Annotated in this window: 17 protein-coding genes and 1 other annotated feature; of the genes, 9 read left to right on the forward strand and 8 right to left on the reverse strand. The window is 68.4% G+C overall.

Annotated features, from left to right (window positions below; translation table 11 throughout):
• Positions 1-12: 12 nt before the first annotated feature.
• Positions 13-177 (reverse strand): hypothetical protein, encoded by a 165-nt coding sequence (locus tag CA833_RS22475; RefSeq protein ID WP_207080243.1) that lies wholly within the window; start codon positions 175-177, stop codon positions 13-15.
• Between CA833_RS22475 and CA833_RS22480 the strand changes: the two genes are divergently transcribed.
• Both CA833_RS22480 and CA833_RS22485 read left to right on the forward strand, forming a co-directional pair.
• Positions 176-2305 (forward strand): prolyl oligopeptidase family protein, encoded by a 2130-nt coding sequence (locus tag CA833_RS22480; RefSeq protein ID WP_370584621.1) that lies wholly within the window; start codon positions 176-178, stop codon positions 2303-2305. The two genes, CA833_RS22475 and CA833_RS22480, sit on opposite strands and share 2 nt — an antisense overlap.
• 126 nt (positions 2306-2431) lie before the next feature.
• Positions 2432-2487, forward strand: a sequence feature (sul1 is cis-regulatory element that is thought to sense ions involved in sulfur or methionine metabolism; They are found in Alphaproteobacteria).
• Positions 2488-2559: 72 nt separating this feature from the next.
• Positions 2560-4038: a SulP family inorganic anion transporter gene (locus tag CA833_RS22485; protein ID WP_207080244.1), complete on the forward strand. Its 1479-nt coding sequence runs from the start codon at positions 2560-2562 to the stop codon at positions 4036-4038.
• 41 nt (positions 4039-4079) lie between these two features.
• Here the strand turns inward: CA833_RS22485 and CA833_RS22490 are convergent, their stop codons facing one another.
• Positions 4080-4544 (reverse strand): MarR family winged helix-turn-helix transcriptional regulator, encoded by a 465-nt coding sequence (locus tag CA833_RS22490; protein WP_207080245.1) that lies wholly within the window; start codon positions 4542-4544, stop codon positions 4080-4082.
• A gap of 112 nt (positions 4545-4656) precedes the next feature.
• Between CA833_RS22490 and hmgA the strand changes: the two genes are divergently transcribed.
• The 5 genes from hmgA to CA833_RS22515 all read left to right on the forward strand — a co-directional run bounded on the left by hmgA (position 4657) and on the right by CA833_RS22515 (position 11018).
• Positions 4657-5964, forward strand: a complete 1308-nt coding sequence (hmgA, locus tag CA833_RS22495; RefSeq protein WP_207081278.1) for a homogentisate 1,2-dioxygenase — start codon at positions 4657-4659, stop codon at positions 5962-5964.
• The gene (fahA, locus tag CA833_RS22500; protein WP_207080246.1) at positions 5961-7253 is read left to right on the forward strand and encodes a fumarylacetoacetase; all 1293 of its coding nucleotides are present in this window, start codon (positions 5961-5963) and stop codon (positions 7251-7253) included. The genes hmgA and fahA overlap by 4 nt, the downstream gene beginning before the upstream one ends.
• Positions 7250-7894 (forward strand): maleylacetoacetate isomerase, encoded by a 645-nt coding sequence (gene maiA, locus CA833_RS22505; protein ID WP_242526422.1) that lies wholly within the window; start codon positions 7250-7252, stop codon positions 7892-7894. The genes fahA and maiA overlap by 4 nt, the downstream gene beginning before the upstream one ends.
• A 140-nt stretch (positions 7895-8034) precedes the next feature.
• Entirely contained in the window at positions 8035-9921 is a 1887-nt protein-coding gene (locus CA833_RS22510) for a methyl-accepting chemotaxis protein (protein ID WP_207080248.1), read from the forward strand.
• Positions 9922-10232: 311 nt separating this feature from the next.
• Positions 10233-11018 carry a BON domain-containing protein gene (locus CA833_RS22515; RefSeq protein WP_207080249.1) on the forward strand — a complete coding sequence of 262 codons (786 nt, stop codon included), beginning with the start codon at positions 10233-10235 and terminating at the stop codon, positions 11016-11018.
• Between the two features lie 48 nt (positions 11019-11066).
• Here CA833_RS22515 and CA833_RS22520 read toward each other — a convergent pair whose 3' ends face one another.
• The 3 genes from CA833_RS22520 to CA833_RS22530 form a co-directional block, all read right to left on the reverse strand.
• On the reverse strand, positions 11067-11828 hold the full coding sequence (locus CA833_RS22520; RefSeq protein WP_370584587.1) for an EF-hand domain-containing protein: 762 nt from the start codon (positions 11826-11828) through the stop codon (positions 11067-11069).
• A 191-nt stretch (positions 11829-12019) separates the two neighbouring features.
• Positions 12020-13027: an alcohol dehydrogenase catalytic domain-containing protein gene (locus tag CA833_RS22525; protein WP_207080250.1), complete on the reverse strand. Its 1008-nt coding sequence runs from the start codon at positions 13025-13027 to the stop codon at positions 12020-12022.
• Positions 13024-14217: a sulfotransferase gene (locus tag CA833_RS22530; protein ID WP_207080251.1), complete on the reverse strand. Its 1194-nt coding sequence runs from the start codon at positions 14215-14217 to the stop codon at positions 13024-13026. The genes CA833_RS22525 and CA833_RS22530 overlap by 4 nt, the downstream gene beginning before the upstream one ends.
• Positions 14218-14460: 243 nt before the next feature.
• On the opposite strand from CA833_RS22530, the gene CA833_RS22535 reads away from it, so the two are divergent.
• Both CA833_RS22535 and CA833_RS22540 read left to right on the forward strand, forming a co-directional pair.
• A complete protein-coding gene (locus CA833_RS22535; protein WP_242526423.1) occupies positions 14461-15654 on the forward strand; it encodes a hypothetical protein in 1194 nt (397 codons plus the stop codon).
• Positions 15655-15671: 17 nt separating this feature from the next.
• Positions 15672-16358 (forward strand): TetR/AcrR family transcriptional regulator, encoded by a 687-nt coding sequence (locus CA833_RS22540; protein ID WP_242526424.1) that lies wholly within the window; start codon positions 15672-15674, stop codon positions 16356-16358.
• Here CA833_RS22540 and CA833_RS22545 read toward each other — a convergent pair.
• From CA833_RS22545 to CA833_RS22555, 3 genes are all read right to left on the reverse strand, one after another.
• Positions 16295-17971, reverse strand: a complete 1677-nt coding sequence (locus tag CA833_RS22545; protein ID WP_207080253.1) for an ABC-F family ATP-binding cassette domain-containing protein — start codon at positions 17969-17971, stop codon at positions 16295-16297. The genes CA833_RS22540 and CA833_RS22545 overlap by 64 nt on opposite strands.
• A gap of 212 nt (positions 17972-18183) precedes the next feature.
• Entirely contained in the window at positions 18184-18651 is a 468-nt protein-coding gene (locus tag CA833_RS22550) for a YbaN family protein (RefSeq protein WP_207080254.1), read from the reverse strand.
• A complete protein-coding gene (locus CA833_RS22555; RefSeq protein ID WP_142638747.1) occupies positions 18635-19237 on the reverse strand; it encodes a biliverdin-producing heme oxygenase in 603 nt (200 codons plus the stop codon). The genes CA833_RS22550 and CA833_RS22555 overlap by 17 nt, the downstream gene beginning before the upstream one ends.
• Between the last annotated feature and the right edge of the window lie 33 nt (positions 19238-19270).

The following is a 19270-nucleotide window of genomic DNA, read 5'->3' on the forward strand; positions in this document are numbered from 1 at the left end:
CGCGCGTCCGGATCAGGGTTCTAACGTATAAGTCGCCGGATGGTTCCCGGCCGCAGCGCATTGATTTTGCACGATGCGCTTTTGCCGCAATCGTGCGGCCTCCGGGCTTGCCAGTTGGCGCTCGCGCGCTAGGTTTCCGCGCGACCAGTCGATTGAGGGCACGATCTTGAAATCCATGCTGCGCGGCGTGTTCGCCACGTCTTTCCTGATGATGAGTCTCACCACCATGTCCCATGCCGCAACACCGTCCGATCCCGCCGCCCAGCCCGCCAGCGATCGCTGGATCTGGCTGGAGGATCTTGAGGGCAAGCCGGTGATGGACTGGGTGAAGGCGCATAATGCCGTCACCGAAAAGCGTCTTGAGGGCGATCCGCGCTACCAGGCCTTCTACGATCAGGCGCTTGCCATCTCCGGCGCCAAGGATCGCATTCCCGCGCCCCATTTCCTCGGCGGGCAGATCTACAACTTCTGGCAGGACGAGCAGCACTTGCGCGGCATCTGGCGGCGCACTTCGCTGGCGGACTACCGTTCGGCCGCGCCGCGCTGGGAGACGGTGCTCGACGTCGACGCGCTGGGCAAGGCGGAAGGCAGGAGCTGGGTCTATCAGGGCTCGGACTGTCTCGAGCCCGAGCAGCGCCTGTGCCTCGTCTCGCTGTCCGACGGCGGCGAGGACGCGGTCGAAGTGCGTGAGTTCGATCTGCAGACCCGCGCCTTCGTGCCGGGCGGTTTCCACATTCCGCGCGCCAAGCAGGGCATCGCCTGGGAAGACGCGGACCATCTGCTGGTCGCTACGGAATGGATGCCGGGCGACATGACCGGCTCGCTCTACCCCTATATCGTCAAGCGCGTCACCCGCGGCCGCCCGCTGTCCGAGGCGGTGGAGGTCTACCGCGGGCAGAAGAGCGACCTCGGGGTGTTCCCGGCGGTTCTCCACGATGCGCAGGGCCACCGCCTGGCCTACGTGTCGCGGGCGATCGACTTCTTCCACCAGCAGACCCTGGTCATGGCCGCTGACGGCAAGCTTCATGCCCTTGCCGTGCCGCAGAAGGTCGCGGTGGCGGGGCTGGTGGCGGGGCAGGTGGTGTTCCGCCTGGACGAGGCCTGGGGCGATCTGCCGGCGGGTTCGGTGGCAACGGTTCCGCTGGACGACCTGCTGGCCCGTCCCGAGGCGCTGAAGCCCCGGCTGGCCTGGAAGCCCGCCGCGCGCGAGGCGCTGGACGGCATCTCGGCCACGCGCGACCGGCTGCTGCTCTCGGTGCTGGACAACGTCAACGGGCGCCTGCTGTCGCTGGCGCCGGCGGCCGGTGGCGGCTGGAGCGAGCAGACCCTGCTGCTGCCCGACAAGATGGCGCTGAACTTCGGTTCGGCGGATTTCGGCAGCAATCTCACCTTCGCGTCGGCGGAAGGCTTCACCACGCCGAACACGCTCTATCTGGTCGATGCCGCCGGCAGCGCTCCGGCCGAGCCGCTCAAGAGTCTGCCGCCGCGCTTCGACGCCGCCGGCCTTGTCGTCGAGCAGCGCGAGGCGGTGTCGAGCGACGGCACCGCGATCCCGTACTTCCTCGTACACCGCAAGGACATCGCGCTGGACGGTTCCACCCCGGTCCTGCTCAACGCCTATGGCGGGTTCCAGTCGAGTTCGACGCCCCATTACCTCAATACCTACGGCAAGTTGTGGCTGGAGCGGGGCGGCGCCTATGCGCTGGCCAACATTCGCGGCGGCGGCGAGTTCGGCCCGCAGTGGCACGAGGCGGCGCTGAAGACCAGGCGGCAGGTCGCCTATGACGATTTTGCCGCCGTCGCGCGCAACCTGATCGACAGCCGGATCACCTCGCCGCAGCGGCTCGGCATCATCGGCGGCTCCAACGGCGGCCTGCTGATGGGCGTGGAGATGACGCAGCACCCCGAGCTGTTCGGCGCGGTCGTCATCCAGGTGCCGCTGCTCGACATGATCCGCATCGGCAAGATCGCCGCCGGCGCCAGCTGGCAGGGCGAGTACGGCGATGTCGAGGCCGATCCCGAAGTGCGCGCGTTCTGGGAGAAGACCTCGCCCTACCACGCCTTGCGCAAGGGGGTGACATACCCCGAGCCCTACATCTTCACCACGACCCGCGACGACCGCGTCGGTCCGCAGCATGCGCGCAAGTTCGCCGCGCGCATGGAGGAGCTGGGGCTGCCGTTCTACTTCTACGAGAACACCGAGGGCGGTCACGGCTCGGGCGCCGACATACGCCAGTCGGCCAAGACCACCGCCTTGTGGATGACCTATCTCACGCAGAAGCTGATGGGTTCGCCCCGGCCCTGACACGGCCCTGACACGGGCCTGCCCTGACGCGGCCCGGCCCTTCCCGGACAGGGGCCGGCGGTGACACGAATGTCCCGCCGGCCCTTGCCATTTTCAGGCGATTTCGGGTAAGGGGCGCGTCATTCGCAAGGACCCGGTGAGAATCCGGGTGGCTATCCCGGCCGCCGATCCGCCGGGCAACCTCCACATGGACAGCCTTTCCCAGCTCCCGCTCGCGGGCGCTGCGCCATGTGTTGCGTTTCTTGACAGGCAAAATGAACTCCAGACCCTCCCGTTTCCGGACCGAATGGTTCGCCAGCGCCGGACAGGCACGCCGTGACGTGCTGTCGGGCATCGTCGTCGCGCTTGCGCTGATCCCCGAAGCCATCGGCTTTTCCGTCATCGCCGGGGTCGATCCCCGCGTCGGCCTTTACGCCTCGGTGGCGATCGCCATCGTCATCTCGCTGCTGGGCGGCCGCCCGGCGATGATCTCGGCGGCGACCGCGGCGGTGGCGGTGGTCGTCACCCCGCTGGTGCGCGATCACGGCGTCAGCTACCTTTTTGCCGCGACCGTGCTGATGGGCCTGTTCCAGATCGTGGCCGGTCTCCTGCGGCTCGACCTGCTGATGCAGTTCGTCTCGCGCTCGGTGGTCACCGGTTTCGTCAATGCCCTGGCGATCCTGATCTTCATCGCCCAACTGCCGCAGTTCATGGGCGTGACCTGGCATACTTACGCGATGGTCGCGGGCGGCCTGGCGATCATCTACCTGCTGCCGCGCGTGACCCGGGCCGTGCCCTCGCCATTGGTGGCGATCCTCGTGCTGGCGGCGATCAGCATCGCGCTCGGCCTGCCGGTGCGCACGGTGGGTGACATGGGGCGCCTGCCCGAAGGCCTGCCGAGCCTGTCCCTGCCGCATGTCCCGCTGACGCTCGAGACGCTGCGGATCATCCTGCCCTATGCGTTGACGATGGCGGCGGTCGGCCTGCTGGAATCGATGATGACCGCGCAGATCGTCGATGACATGACCGACAGCGAGAGCGACAAGCGGCGCGAATGCATGGGGCAGGGCGGTGCCAACATCGCCGCGGCCCTGGTCGGCGGCATGGGCGGCTGCGCGATGATCGGGCAGTCGGTCATCAATGTCGGCTCGGGCGGGCGAACCCGCCTGTCGACGCTGGTCGCGGGCGTGTTCCTGCTGTTCCTGCTGGCGGTGCTGGGCCCGGTCGTCGGGCGTATCCCGATGCCGGCGTTGGTGGCGGTGATGATCATGGTCTCGATCGGCACGTTCAGCTGGGCCTCGATCCCCAATCTGCTGCGCCATCCGCCGACCTCGTCGGTGGTCATGGCGGCAACGGTCGCGGTGGTGGTGGCGACCCACGATCTGGCGCGCGGCGTGCTGGTGGGGGTCCTGCTTTCGGGCCTGTTCTTCGCGGGCAAGGTGCAGCGCATGTTCGCGGTGACGCGCGAGGAAGCCGCAGACCGGGTGACCTACCGGGTCAGCGGCGAGATCTTCTTTGCATCGGTTGCCCGTTTCGCGCGTGCCTTCACGCCGGAACCGGGGCGCCACGTGCGCATCGACGTGAGCGACGGGCATTTCTGGGACATCTCCGCCGTGGGCGCGCTCGACAAGGTCATCGCCCGCCTGCGCCGCGATGGGTCGCAGGTCGAGGTCGTCGGCTACAACGCGGCCAGCGCCAACCTTGTCGACCGCTTCGCACGGCACGACAAGCAGGTGGAACTGGCGGTGCATTGAGCGGGTGTTTGCGGGCGGCACCGGCCCGCTCCCGCTGACGTTCAGCCCGCCGTGCCGGTCTCCCCGAGGCTGAGCACGGCGGCGTCGATCTCGCGCAGCATGGCCACAAGGCCGTCAAGCTGTGCCCGGTCGAACCGGGCGAGAATACGGCTCTCCAGTTCCAGCGCACGCGGCGCGATGCGGGCATGGAGATCCTTTCCATCGGCGGTCAGCGCAAGCAAGTGGGAGCGTTTGTCACCCGGGTTGCGGCGTTTTGCGATCAGCCCGCGCGCGGTCAGGGCGATGGCCGCGCGGCTCACCGTCACCTTGTCCATGCGGGTGCGCGCGCAGATGTCCTGCTGGGTGATCTCGCCCGACTGGGCCACCCAGGACAGCACCCGCCATTCCGGAATGCCGATCTGGAACCAGGCCTGATAGGCCCCGGCGACATATTCGCTGACGAGCCCGGCGGTATAGGAAAGGCGGTAGGGAATGAAGCTGTCGAGCTGGAGCGGCGTGTCCGTCATCCGCGGATAGTATCATTTGACACCATTCTCGCAACCATGCAGGATGGTAACAAATGATACCAGATGGGAGACTCGGATGCGTGCGCCTCTGGCCAGTCCCGATCGCGGCATGATGACCGGTTTTGCCAATCACTTCGCGACCGAGGCGGTCGCGGGTGCCTTGCCGCAAGGCCAGAACTCGCCGCAGCAGGTGCCCTACGGCCTCTATGCCGAGCAATTGTCCGGAACCGCCTTCACCGCGCCGCGCAAGGACAACCAGCGCAGCTGGCTCTACCGCCTGCGCCCGGCGGCCCATCACCCGGCCTATCGGCCCTATGCGCGCGAGACGCTGCTGCGCACCGGTCCGTTCGGCGAGGTGCCGCCGACGCCCAATCGGCTGCGCTGGGACCCGCTGCCGATCCCGGCGGAGCCGACCGATTTTGTCGATGGGCTGGTGACGCTATGCGGCAATGGCGATGCGGCAACCGGCGTCGGCATCGGCGTGCACCTCTACGCGGCCAACCGCTCGATGGAGCGGCGCGCATTCTACAGCGCCGATGGCGAACTGCTGATCGTCCCGCAGCAAGGGCGCCTGCGCATCGTCACCGAAATGGGCGTGATCGCGGCCGTGCCCCGGCAGATCGTGGTCATCCCGCGGGGGGTGCGGTTCAGCGTGGAACTGCCCGATGGCGCCGCGCGGGGTTATGCTTGCGAGAATTACGGCGCGATCTTCCGCCTGCCGGATCTTGGCCCGATCGGCGCCAACGGCCTTGCCAATCCGCGCGATTTCGAGACGCCGCGGGCCGCCTTCGAGGACGACGACGCGCCCTTCGAGATCGTCCAGAAGTTCGGCGGCACGCTCTGGACAACCACGCTGTCGCATTCGCCGTTCGACGTCGTGGCATGGCACGGCAATCTTGCGCCCTATCGCTACGATCTCGGCGCGTTCAACACGATCAACACCGTGAGTTTCGACCATCCCGATCCGTCGATCTTCACGGTCCTGACCTCGCCCTCGGACACGCCGGGAACCGCCAACTGCGATTTCGTGATCTTTCCGCCGCGCTGGATGGTGGCGGAGCACACGTTCCGCCCGCCATGGTTCCACCGCAACGTGATGAGCGAGTTCATGGGCCTCGTCCACGGCAGCTACGATGCCAAGGCGGGCGGTTTTGCGCCGGGCGGAGCCTCGCTGCACAACGCCATGTCCGGCCACGGTCCCGACCGGGCGAGTTATGAAGCGGCCGTCGGCGCGGACCTCCGGCCCCACCGGATCGAGGATACCATGGCCTTCATGTTCGAGAGCCGACACATGTTCCGGCCCACCCGTTTCGCGCTCGATACCCCGCTGTGCCAGCTCGATTACGATGACTGCTGGGCGGGTTTCCGCAAGGCGCAAGTGCCGCAGGCGAGCGGCGCCACTGGAGATGACAACACGTGACTTTCCCCCGGATCGACGAGACGCATGACGCTGCCCTGACCTGCTGGGTCGAGGGGGCGCAGGGGCATGACGAATTCCCGGTGCAGAACCTGCCTTACGGGGTGTTCTCGCACGGCGACGCACGGCGGCGGCTGGGCGTCGCCATCGGCGAGCGGGTGCTTGATCTGGCCGGGATCGCCGATCTCCTGCCGGTCGGGCGCGATCTCGTGGGCGCGGCCACGCTCAATGGCCTGTTTGCCCTGCCGGCGGCCGACCGGCACGCGCTGCGCCGCGCGCTGAGCGCCCTGCTGTGCGACGAAAGCCAGCGCGCGCGTGTCGCACCGCACCTCCATCCGGCCGGCGAATGCACGCTGCACCTGCCGGCGGCGATCGGCGACTACACCGATTTCTACGTCGGCATCCACCACGCCACCAACATCGGCAAGCTGTTCCGCCCGGACAATCCGCTGCTGCCCAACTACAAGCACGTGCCCATCGGCTATCATGGACGCGCCTCCTCGATCCGCCCCTCGGGCGTGCCGGTGCGCCGGCCTTGCGGGCAGCGCAAGGCGCCCGAGGCCGCGGCGCCGACGTTCGGCCCCAGCGCAAGGCTCGATTACGAACTCGAACTGGGCGTCTGGATCGGGCCGGGCAATGCGCTGGGCGAAACCGTGCCAATCGGCGAAGCGGCCGATCACATCGCCGGGTTCTGCCTGCTCAACGACTGGTCCGCGCGCGATTTCCAGGCCTGGGAATACGTTCCGCTGGGCCCGTTCCTGGCCAAGAACTTCCAGTCGACGATCTCGCCCTGGGTGGTCACGGCCGAGGCGCTGGCCCCGTTCCGGCAGGCACAGCCGCCGCGTCCCGAAGGCGATCCGCGTCCGCTCGATTACCTGTGGGACGAGGCCGATCAGGCGCAGGGCGGGCTGGGGGTGGAGCTGGAGGTCTTCATCACCACGGCGGCCATGCGTGCGGCGGGGCTGGCGCCGCACCGGCTGTCGCGCGGCCCGGCGAGCAACATGTACTGGACCGTGCAGCAGATCGTCACCCACCACGCCTCGAACGGGTGCAATCTGGCGCCGGGGGACCTGCTCGGCACCGGCACGATTTCCGCGCCGACGCCGGATGGCTATGGCAGCCTGATGGAGCTGTCCCAGGGCGGCAAGGTGAAAGTTGTCCTCCCCGGCGGTGAGGAGCGTGCCTTCCTGGAGGATGGCGACGAGATCGTGCTGCGTGCCTGCGCTCGCCGCGAGGGGTATGCCGCGATCGGCTTCGGCGAATGCCGGGCCCTTGTCGAGCCGGCACGGTGAGCGATCCGCGCCTGCACGGCTACTGGCGCTCGGGCGCGGCGTACCGCGTTCGTATCGCCCTGGGCCTTAAGGGTATCACGTATCGCCAAGTGACGCATGATCTGCGCAAGGGCGCGCAGGACGATCCGGCCTATCGCTGCCTTGCCCCGCAAGGGCTGGTGCCGGTGCTCGAAGCGGACGGGCTGACGCTGACGCAGAGCCCGGCGATCCTCGAATGGATCGAGGAGCGCTGGCCGGCGCCGCCCCTGCTTCCGCCCGACAGGGACGGGCGCGCCGCCGTTCGCGCGATGGCCGCGCTGATCGGCTGCGACGTCCATCCGCTCAACAACCTGCGCGTCCTGCAAAAGCTGCGAAGCGACTTCTCGGCCTCGGAAAGCCAGGTTAATGGCTGGATTGCCCATTGGATTTCCGAGGGTTTTTCGGCTCTCGAAGTGCTGGTAGGGCGCTATGGCGAGGGGCTGTGTCACGGCGACCGTCCCAGCCTCGCCGACTGCTATCTGGTGCCGCAACTCTATTCCGCCGAACGTTTCGGGGTCGATCTGACGCCTTATCCACGGCTTCGGGCGATCGGCGCGCGCATGGCCGCGCTTCCCGCCGTGCAGGCTGCGCATCCCGCGCGCCAGCCTGACGGCGAGGGGTGACAGCCGCGAGGCCGACGCGTTTGTGACAGTTTGTGGCATTCGATTGCCGCGCCTCCGACCGAGAACCGTCCGCTGCGCCTATAATGCCGGAAAAGCCTGGCCGGAAACGGCCTCGCCCCTCCCGTGCGATTGGACTGCTCATGCTTGGATTTCTCGACAACTGGCGGTTGCCCAGGAAGCTTCTCGCGGCTTTCTCGCTGCTTGCCGCCATGCTCGCCGCCGTTGGTTTCAACGGCTATTTCTCGACCCGCGAACTCAATGCGATTGCCCAGAACCACGTCGAACACGGCATCGCCGGCATGTCGGTGCTGGCCGATGTGATCGACGAGGTCAAAGAGACCCGGATCATCGTCTATACCTACTACGCGGCAGTCGGCACGAAGCAGGAAGAGGCCGATATTCGCGAACGGCTGGCAACCACGCGGGCCGCGCTGGCGAAGTCGGTCGAGGAATACAAGCAGGTTGCGGATGACAGCTTCAAGGACGATGCGGAAGTGTTGAGCCAGAAGGTCGCCGCGCTCAACGATGCCAACGACCGGATGTTCGAACGCCGTGCCGCCGGCGACATGGCGGGCGCGATGGCCTTGCTCAAGGGCGATGCCCGTGCCGCCTCGCACGCGATGATCGACCAGACCGAGAAGCTGCTCAAGGAATCGCGGGAGGTCTCGAAGCGCCAGGCCGAGGCCGGAGAGGCCACGGCCACGACGGCAACCTACCTCGCCATATTTCTGGCCGGCATGGGGCTGGCTGTGATTGTCCTGATCTGGCTGGTGATCGACCGCTCGGTCGCGGTGCCGATGGGCCGGATCTCGCGCGTCACCACCTCGCTGGCCGAAGGCGGCCATGTCGAGGTGCCCTACCGCGAACGCGGCGACGAGATCGGCGAGATCGCCGAGGCGGTCGAGCAGTTCCGGGTCGCCGCCGAAGGGCGCGCCGAGATCGATGCCCGCAATGCGCAGGAGCAGGAAGTGGTCACCACCACGCTGCGCGCCAGCCTCCAGGCGATCAGCGAGGGTGACCTCACCCAGTCGATCAAGGCCGATTTCCCGCCCGCCTATGCCGAACTGAAGACCAACTTCAACTCGGCCGTCGGCGCCCTGCGCGACCTCATCGGCGCGGTGACCGAAAGCACCCACGCCATCCGCACCGGCTCCAGCGAGATCGCCCAGGCCTCCGAAGACCTGGCCCGCCGCACCGAAAGCAATGCGGCGAGCCTCGAGGAAACCTCGGCGGCGATCACCCAGATGGACGGCCGCCTGCGCGCCACCGCCTCGGCGGCGGGGCGCACCGTGGAGCGGGCCGACGGCGCCATGGGCGTGGTCGAATCCGGTCGCTCGATCGCCGACGAGGCGGTCCAGGCGATGGGCCGCGTCAGCGAGAGCGCCAAGGGCATCGACTCGGTGATCGAGGGCCTCGACAAGATCGCTTTCCAGACCCGCGTGCTCGCCATGAACGCCGCCGTCGAGGCGGGCCGGGCCGGTGATGCGGGCCGCGGTTTCGCGGTCGTGGCCGACCTCGTCTCGGCGCTGGCGATGCGCTCGGAAGAGGAAGCCAAGCGCGCCCGCGAACAGCTCACCGCGACCCAGACCGACATCGGCACCGCCGTGGAAGCGGTGCAGCGGGTCGACGGCGCGCTGCAGAACATCTCGGGCGACGTTTCCGAGGTGCATTCGCTGCTCAGCAACATCGCCACCGACAACCAGGCGCAGTCATCGACGATCACCCAGATCAGCGCCGCGATCGGCACGATGGACCAGGCGACCCAGCAGAACGCGGCGATGGTCGAGGAGACCTCGGCCGCGGCGCGCAACCTGAACAGCGAGGTGACCGCGCTGGCCGACCGTGCGGCGATGTTCCGGGTGAGCGGCGAAGTGGCCGGCTACAAGCCGCGCGCCGCCGCGCCCGCGCCCGCTCCGGCGCCGCGCGCGGTGCCGGCCGCGATCACCACCAGCCAGGTCGCCCCGGTCCGCAAGGCGGCGCCCGTCGCGCTCGCCACCGGCCAGGACGACGACTGGATGGACTTCTAGAGCGCTTTCCGATCCGGCCGCATCGGATCGACCGCTCCACGATTGTGATGCCACGCACGTCATGGCCGGTCTTGGTGCAAGACCGGCCATGATCTTCCAAGGGCCGCCCCGTTCCCCGGGGCGGCCCTTTTTGCTGGGGCTTAGAGGGCCGTCCCGCGCAAAAAAAATCGCTCCGCGCAGCGCGTGGGAGGGATAGAACGCGGGGCCTTGCGCGTTTGTACTGAGGAGCGCGAAATGGCGTCCACGCCGGCCCGAACAGACCGATTGCGCGAACCCGTCGCGTAGACCGCGGAAACATCGGGAGAACAGCGATGAACAGGCGAGACTTGGGCGGCAATGTCGGCGGGGACCGCAAGCCGGGCGGCTATCAGGAAGGGCAGGCCGGCGCGATGCCGCGTCAGGCGCGGCAGTGGCAGGAGGGGCCGTCACGGCAGGCGGGCGGTCACTGGGAACCGGGATCGGCGCCGCGACAGGCCGAGCCGGAGCGGCCGGAAAGCGGTTCGGCGGCCGAGCCGGGCCAATCCCCTTCCGGCGCCGAGCCTTCCTATCCCTTGCACCATTTCGACGCGGCGAACGGGGCCACGTTTTCGGAATTCACCAGCGAGCATTACGGCGGACGCGACTTTTCGGCGACACCGGGCGGGCTTGGCGGTGCGATCACCGGCGGCATGCACCCCAGCGACAGCTACCGCCCGACTTACGCCATGGGGCACTGGATGGGGCTCGACCACGATTACGGCAGCTGGCGCGCCTATGGCGAGCATCGCGGTTTCCTGCGCCGGGCGGGAGACGAGATCGCCAGCTGGTTCGGCAGTGATGCCGCCGCGCATCGCCGTGATCTCGATCACCGGGGACGCGGCCCGAGCGACTACACCCGGCCGGACGAGCGCATTCGCGAGGACGTCAACGACATGCTGACGGCCGACCGGCGCCTCGACGCCAGCCATGTCCGGGTGACCGTGATCGGCGGCGAAGTGACGCTGGAGGGAACCGTCGGCGACAGGGCGGACAAGCGCCGGGCGGAGGATCTCGCCGAGGCGGTCATCGGCGTGCGTCACGTGCAGAACAACCTGCGACCGGAGCGCTTGCCGGGTTGACTGGGCCGTTCTGGCCGCGCCGCCATGTCCGGCGGCGCGGTTCCGGGGTCAGCAGCTCTCGCCGGGCGGGCAGGCGGGCGGCTTGCCGCCGCCACCCGGCGGAGGACCGCCGGGGCCGCCGGGGCGACCACGGGGGCCGCCGTCCAGTCGGCGTGCCTCGTCTTCGCTGAGGAAGCCGTCGTGATCGAGGTCGGCCGCATCGAAGCGCTTGTATTCGAGCGCGAGCAGTTCCTCCAGCGAGGCGCCGGCGTCGTAATTGGTGTTGGCCTGCGCGATCGTCATGCCGTTGATCGGCTCGATCAGGCGCGAGAGCACGCGGTCCTCGGCGTCCTTGCCGAGCTTGGGCATGATGCCGTTCACGACCGCGAGGCCGGACGTGTCGGCGGCGGCGGCATCGGAACTGGCCAGCGACCCCATGGCGCGCTGCCAGGTCTGGAATTCGGCGAGGCTGATGCTGCCGTTGCGGTCGGTGTCGATGGCCGCGAAGCGGTCGCGCACGGCCGCATCGCGGCGCTGGTCGACGATTGCGGTCACTTCCGCGACGGTGACAATGCCGTCGCGATTGCTGTCGGCTTCCTGGAACATCGCGGTGACGACCTTGGCGATTTCCTCGCGCTTGATCGGCTTCATCGGCTTGGGCCTCGCGGGGCCGCCGCCGCCGCCGGGAGGGCCGCCGGCGCCGCCCGGACCACCACCCATTCCGCCACCCATATCGCCCATTCCGCCCATGCCGCCGCTTTGAGCGAATACGGGCGCGGCGGCGAGAAGCAGTACGGCGCCTAGCAGGACCTTGCGCATAGAAAGGGTCATTCCTTTGTCAGAACCGGTCCGTCGGCCGCGGAATTTGCCCCTTTTTAAGGGGCGGGCCGGTCGGATCGCCGATGCTGTAGTTCGCAATTCACGCCGCGATATTTCACGAATGTTGCAGTGCCTGCTGCAAGAAGACCTGCCGGGCGGGGCCTTACGGGTGGGGCCTTCCGGGTGGGGTGGGGTGGGGCCGCCTAGAACGTCACATGCACCTTTGTTTCGGCATTCGGGCTGCGCAGCATGGCCAGCGTTGCAGGCAATTCGTCCAGCGTGACGGTGCTGGAGATTGTCCTTTTGGGATCGACGTGTCCCTTGTCGATCTGGTCCGCGATGTAGAGGAATTCGCGCATCGAATAGCCGACCGAGAACTGGATCGACGCGCACTTGTAAGAGCCAAGGGCCGGGATCACCGGGTCGGGCGCGGTACAGAAGCCGAGGCTGAGGACCCGGCCGAACGGGGCGACATGGCTCAGGGCCTTCATCAGCATCCCTTGCGCGCCGACACATTCGAGCACGACGGCCGGGGCCCCGCCCAGCGCTTCGCGGAGTTCGCCCGCTTCGTTCTCGCCAAAGGCGATGAAACGGTCCGCCCCCATGTCCCGCGCCAGCGCCGCACGGCGCGGTGAGCGAGACATGACCGCGATCCGCCCCGCGCCCAGCCGGCGCGCCCAGTAGATCGCGTAAAGCGCCACGCTGCCCGCGCCCAGCACCAGCACGCTGTCCCCCGGGCGGATCGCGGCCAGCTGCACGCCGTAAAGGCTGATTGCCAGCGGCTCGATCAGGGCGCCGTCGGCCATCGACAACACCGCGGGCAGCTTTGTGGCGGCGCCTTGCGGGATCGCGGCCAGTTCGGAAAAGCCCAGCATCGCCGAGCCCTGCTTGTCCTGGCACAGCACGGCATTGCCATGGGCGCGGCAGCCGGTGCACCGTCCGCAGGCGAGGGAGGGCATCACGGCGATGCGGTCCCCGACCCGGAAGGCGGAAACCTCGCGGCCGAGTTCGACGATCTCGCCCGCATATTCGTGACCGAACTGCACGCCGCTGCCGTAATCCCATGCCCCGCCGCGGGTCATGGCAAGATCGGTTCCGCAGATACCGCAGCGCGAGACGCGGATCAGCACTTCGCCCGGGGCCGGACGCGGATCGGCGAGGGGCTCGATGGTCACCGGCCCGCCGTGGCCGGGATAGATGGCCGCTCTCACCGGCGTGGCTCCATGAGGTCGTAACGCTCGATATAGGCGCGGAACGGCTCGCGCGCCTGGTCTTCGGTCATTCCGAAGTCGGCGATGTCATAACGGTGCCGGCCGCGCGCCAGCTCGGGCCTGGCGGCAATCCGGGCCGCGAAGGCGGTGCGGGTGGCATCGGGAATGTCCATGGCGATGAACGCGTAGATCCGCTCCAGCACGGCCATCGGGTCGGCATGGAAATCGGCATGGATCACGTCGAGCACTTGCCCGGGATGAGCGCGCCGCACCCGGTCGGCCTTTTCGGTCGCCTCCGCCCACTTGGCGACCTCGCGGATCAGCATCGTCTCGCGGCGCTCCTGCAGGCGGCCTTCCTCGAACATCGGATGCAGGTTCATCAGCAGCGAGACGAGGGAAGGGAGCGCCTTGCCCGGATCGCGATGGGTGTGGATCACGCGCGCATCGGGAAAGACCGCGAAGAGCAGGTCGAGGTTCTCGATATGACCGGGGTTCTTGAGCAGCCAGCGCCGGCCGGGCGCGCTGCTGCCGATCAATTGCAGGCAGCGCCGGTAATGGGCGTAGGATGGCGCTTCGGACTGGCTGCGCCACCAGGCGTCGTAGGTCTGTGCCGAAGGCGCGCTGCAGGCCAGCACGTTGGAGGTGAAGCCGTGCCACAGCAGCATGCAGCATTCATGCACTTCCTCGGCGGCACGGAAGTGGGCGGCGCGGCGCTGCGGGGCGGCTGCGTGCTGGGCGTCGATCCCGGCGGCCGTGCGGCGGAACTGCGGATAGTTGCTCCAGTCCTCGATTGGCGGACGCGGCATCGGGGCATCGGCAAGCCAGGTCTGCAGACCCTGGAAGCGCGGGTCGAGCGCCATCAGGCGATGGAGGGCCGTGGTGCCGGTGCGCGGAACCCCGGTGATGACCACCGGGCTGACGACATCGTGGCGCGCGAAGCCAGGATTTTCGCGCATGGCCCGATAGGCATGGGCGCGGCCGCGCAGGGCGCCCACGATCCTGCCCCATGCCGCGCGCCGGCCCTCGGCATGGAAGCGCGGGTCGTAGTCCATCGCATGGAGGTAGGCGTCAAGGCCCGGGAGATAGTCGCCGGGGCCGAAATCATCGCTGTCGATTTCGGCGGCGACCAATGCGTGCAGCCTGTCGCCGGCGTGGCGGAAGGCGCTGGGGGGATCGTAGCTCAGGTCCATGACGGCATGCCTTCTCACCAATGGCGGCGGGGCGCTGCTGATGCCGCCGCCTGCTCCTGTTTGCGGCCGGGATGGTTCGGTCGGGTGATAAGATAGTCAATGCTGTCTTGCTGGGCTGCGGTGCCATATCCCGGGGGCGATCATGCAGGCGCGGTCCTTGCCCGGGGTCGTTTAGGTAGCGCACACTATCTATCGCAGAAGCTCATGAACGGCCTCGCTGAAATGGGCAAAGGGAGTGGACCCGTGGCGCATGAAACGGAAGCACAAGCGGCTCCGGCATCGATCCTCGAATGCCTGAGCGATCTCGAAAGCGCGGTGGCCAATCTCGGGCAGACCTGGCGGCCGGACGATCCGGCTTATCGCGCCGATCTCTACCGACAGACGATGACCAGCCTGTCCTATGCCTATTTCATGTACTTCCACGCCGATGCCGAGCATCCCGATTGGGCGCCGCTGTGGAACCCGGTCTATACGCTGCAGCCCAATCCCGACGACATCTACGTGCAGAGCCCGATCCGGGGCGATCTGCGCTACCGGGTCGCGGGCAACCGGGGCACGTGCCGGATACTTTCGTTCACCACGCAGAAGGCGCTGTCCGGCACCGTCGATCACATGCCGCAACCCGGCGGTCATAACGAGGTGGACTGCGACGACCTCGGCATCGCGCCCGGCGAGGACTTCGAGATCCTGTTCAGTGCCGAGCGCCCCGCCGGCCACACCGGGCACTGGGCGCCGATCGATCCGCAGGCTGGCGGCATGTACGTGCGCTATCGCATGTACGACTGGGAAACCGAGACCGACCCGCAGCTCACGATCGAATGTCTCGATCCGGTACCGCCCAAGCCGCGCCTGTCGCCCGCCGAGATTGCCGGGCGCATGCGCGAGATGGCCCGTTTTCCGGGACGCAAGACCCGTCTCTACTATCCCATGCAGAACGGCGTGAAGGAGCGCGTGGGCTTCAACGTCTTCGAGCCGGTGCGCATGCCCGGGGCGCTGGTCAAGCAGGTCTACTGGCCCGCCTGTTTCCAGCTGGCCGAGGACGAGGCGCTGATCGTCGAGACCGAAATTCCCGAACGCGCGCCGTACTGGAACATTCAGCTCAACGATCCGCTCTTCAACGCGCTCGAATATGTCTACCGGCTTTCCAGCACCAACGGGGCGATGGCACGGCTCTCCTCGGACGGGCGGTTTCGCGGCGTCATCGCGCTTCGCGATCCCGGCGTGCCGAACTGGCTGGATCCGGCGGGCTATACCGAGGGCGGTATCTATGGGCGCTGGTACGATTGCAGCAGCGCGCCGGTGCCGACGATCACGCGGGTGAAACTGGCGGACCTGCGGGGGTACCTGCCCATCGACACGCCGGTCGTGACGCCTGACCAGCGGCGCGAGGAAATTGCCCGGCGCGTCCGGGCATGCCAACGTAGGCGGCGATGGTAACCGCACGGAGCGAGAGTTTGCCGCGCAACAACAAAGCCACGAAGGGCGAAAGGCCCCGGCAGAGACGATCCCCCTCGCAGCTGCGCGAGGCGATCCTGCGGGCCGCCGAGGCGGAATACTGCGCGTTCGGGTTTTCCGGGGCGACGACCGCCGCCATCGCGGCGCTGGCGCAGACCACCGAAACCCAGATCTTCCGCTACTTCGATTCGAAGGCGGAACTGTTCCGCGAAGCCATCCAGCGGCCGCTGGACCAGCATCTGCAGGCCTTCATGGCGGCCAGTCCGGCTGCCGATGCCGCGCCGAGGGAGCTGCAGGCGCGATCCTACATCGCCGAATTGCAGGACTTCATCGAGCAACACCAGCGCATGTTCCGTTCGCTCATCGTGGCCGAGACCGGCAAGGATGCGGACGTGCCCGGCATGGGCGGTGTCAACGCGCTGCAGGCCTACTTCGCGCGCGGTGCCGGCGTGGTGCGCCGCCGCACCGGCGGCGAGGACAAGCTGCCGCCGGAACTGATGGTGCGGATCAGCTTCGCCGCGGTGCTGGGCTGCGTGCTGTTCAAGGACTGGCTCTATCCCGACGGCATGGCGGACGACGCCGCGATCCGGGCGGCGATGACCCGCTTTGTCCTTGACGGCATCTATGCCGATGCGGCCGCCTTATCCGGGAGCGGCGGCAAGTCCGCCGCCGGCACCGCGGGCTGAAGGTCCACGCGGCGGGTCACGCCGATGGCGGCGAGAAACGCCGGGTCGTGGCTCACCACCAGCAGCGCGCCGTCATAGCCGCCAAGGCCCGCTTCCAGCGCCGCGATGGAGGCGAGGTCGAGGTGGTTGGTCGGCTCGTCGAGGATCAGCAAGGGCGGCGGATGCGCGCCGCCCAGCACGCAGGCCAGCCCCGCACGCAGGGTCTGGCCGCCGCTGAGCGCGCCGACCGCCTTGTCGGCAGCCTCGGCGCGGAACTGGAACCGGGCCAGCGCGGCGCGGCAGGCGTTGTTGTCCATGCCCGGATTGAGGCGCGCGAAATTGTCCGCGATCGTCGCGCCGGGATCGAGCAGGGTCATGCTCTGGTCGAACAGCGCAAAGGGCACATGGACCTCGACCTTGCCGCGTGACGGCGCGATCCGGCCCTCGACCAGCGCGAGCAGGGTTGATTTGCCGGTGCCGTTGGGCCCGGCGAGGGCGATGCGCTCCGGCCCGGTCACGGCAAGGTCGAGCCCGTCCAGCAGTGGGCGCTGCGGCGTATAGCCGAACGTGACGCCGCGCATGTCGAGCACCCGCTGGCCGGGCTGGAGGCCGGTGGGCGCGAGCGTGACGGCGAGCGTTTCCAGCCGCTCCACCCGCGCTTCCGCCTCGGCATGGGCCTGCGCTGCGGTCTCCTGGAGCCTTGCTGCGAGGCGGGCGTTTTCACCGCCGCTCTTTTCGGCCCGGTCGCGCCGCATGCCCGCCAGGATGCGCGGCATGTCGCCCCGCGCGCCCTTGCGGCTGCCGGCGGCATCGCGCCGCTGCTGGCGTTCGCGGGCGACTTGCGCCTTGCGCTGCACGTCGCCGAGGCGGCGCTCGGCCCCTGCCAGGTCCTGTTCGGCGGCGGCAAGTTCCACTGCCTTGCGCGCGCGGTAGGCGCTCCAGTTGCCGCCATAGCGCGCCGCGCCCAGCGTGGTCAGTTCGACGATCGCATCCATGGCTTCGAGCAGTTCGCGGTCATGGCTGACGACCACCGCCCCCGCGCGCCAGGCTGCCATGAGGTCGAGCACGGCGCGGCGACCGTCCTGGTCGAGATTGTTGGTCGGCTCGTCGAGCAGAAGGAAATCGGGCTCGCCGAAGACCGCGCCCGCCAGCGCGGCACGAGTGCGCTGGCCGCCCGAAAGCGCGGCCAGTCGGGTCTGCGGCGGCAGTTCCAGTCCGACCCGGCGCAGCGTCTCGCCAACACGGGTGCCCAGCGTCCAGTCCGCCTCGGACAGTTCATCGAGGGTGGCGATGCCGGCTTCGGCACGCTCCAGCAGGGCGAGCGCGGGGGCGACGCCGAGCAGGTCGGCGACGGTTTCCTGCGCGTCCACCTGCACGATCTGACGCATGGTGCCGATCGATCCGGCGCGCGTGACCCGGCCGCGGTCGGGGGTGAGGGCGCCGGTCAGGAGGTGCAGCACGGTGCTCTTGCCCACCCCGTTGCGGCCGACCACGCCGCAGCGTTCGGCGGCAAAGTCGATGGAGATCCCGGACAGGACGGGCGTGCCGTCAGGCGCGGACCAGCTGGCATTTGCCAGCGAAAGCATGGGGGTGAGCGAACGCCCGGCGGCGGGCGAGAACGGGGGCAAGGACATGGAACTTCCTGAAGGCAAGGCGGGATGGGCATTGCGGTCAGGCAGGGATCACATGGTCTTGCAGTTCCGTTCGCTTGGTGGCCATCACGGTCGATGGGAAACAGGCTTGTAGCGCAGGACGGTCCGTGCAGGCAAGCATCAGGTAGGCAGGTCGTAGTGGGCAGGTCGATTGGGCAAGGTCGATTGGGCAAGGGCGCCTTCGATGGCGCCGTTCAGGGGTTCACGGCCTCGGCGCTTTCCGCTTCGGTTTCGCGCGGCGTCCGGCCCGGCTCGCGCCGTCTGCCGACCCAGACCGCGCATCCCAGCAGCACCAGCGCCACCGTGAGCGCGATGACCGGGCGCGGATGGGCGATGAGGCAGAACGAGGCGAACCCGATGGTCATGCCGATCCATGAGGCATATTTGGCGTGACGCGGGATCGCCCGCTCCGCCCGCCAGGCGCGAAGCCCGGGGCCGAAGCGGGGATGATCGAGCAGCCAGGCTTCCAGCTTCGGCGACGAGCGGGCGAAGCAGGGCAAGGCAAGGATCATGAAATCCGTGGTCGGCAGCAGCGGGACAAAGATCCCGACCACGCCGATGCCGACCAGCGCCAGGCCCAGCACCAGCCAGGCCCAGCGGGATGCCCGCCCGCGTCGGAGCAGGTCCTCGGTGCTGCTCGGCCGCTCAGGCGAAGCAGGCATCGGCAAGCGACCGGACCCGTTCGAAGGCGGCCCTGGCTCCGGCGACGGCACGTTGTTCCTCCTCCGGCGTGAGATCGGCCGCGTTGAGTTCGGCAACAAAGGCACGCCAGTGCGCGGCCGGCCCTTCCGGCGCGGGAGCGAGGTGGCGGGCGCCGTGATGGTCGGAAAGTCCGATCCTGGCCGCTTCCTTGCGCAGCAGCGCCGCCCCCATGTTCGACCCTTCCGCCACGTAGAGCCAGCCAAGGGCCTCGGGCACGTCGAGAGGCCCGCCCGGCGTGAAGGCAGGGGTGCCATGACCCGTCGGCAATTGCCGGCCGAGATCGGCGAGGTCCGCCTCGATGAGATCGAGGCGCTGGCGTCCGGCGAGGCCCGGCAGGATGTAGCGCAGCGCCTCGCTGGCGTAGAGCGCGGCGATGTCGCGGTGGAACAGGAATTGCATTTCCAGGAACCGGCCATAGCCCGGCAGGCTGGAGAAGGGATCGGCGGCCATGATCGCCTTGTCGAGACGATCGTGCATGTCGTGGGTCGCGGTGCGGAGCGCGTGAACCAGCGTGGGCAGCAGCGCGTTGTCGGCGGGTTGGGGCATGACGGGGTGCGGGCCTTTCTGGGCAGGATCGGG

It is taken from the genome of Novosphingobium sp. KA1, from assembly GCF_017309955.1.
Taxonomy (GTDB): Bacteria; Pseudomonadota; Alphaproteobacteria; order Sphingomonadales; family Sphingomonadaceae; genus Novosphingobium.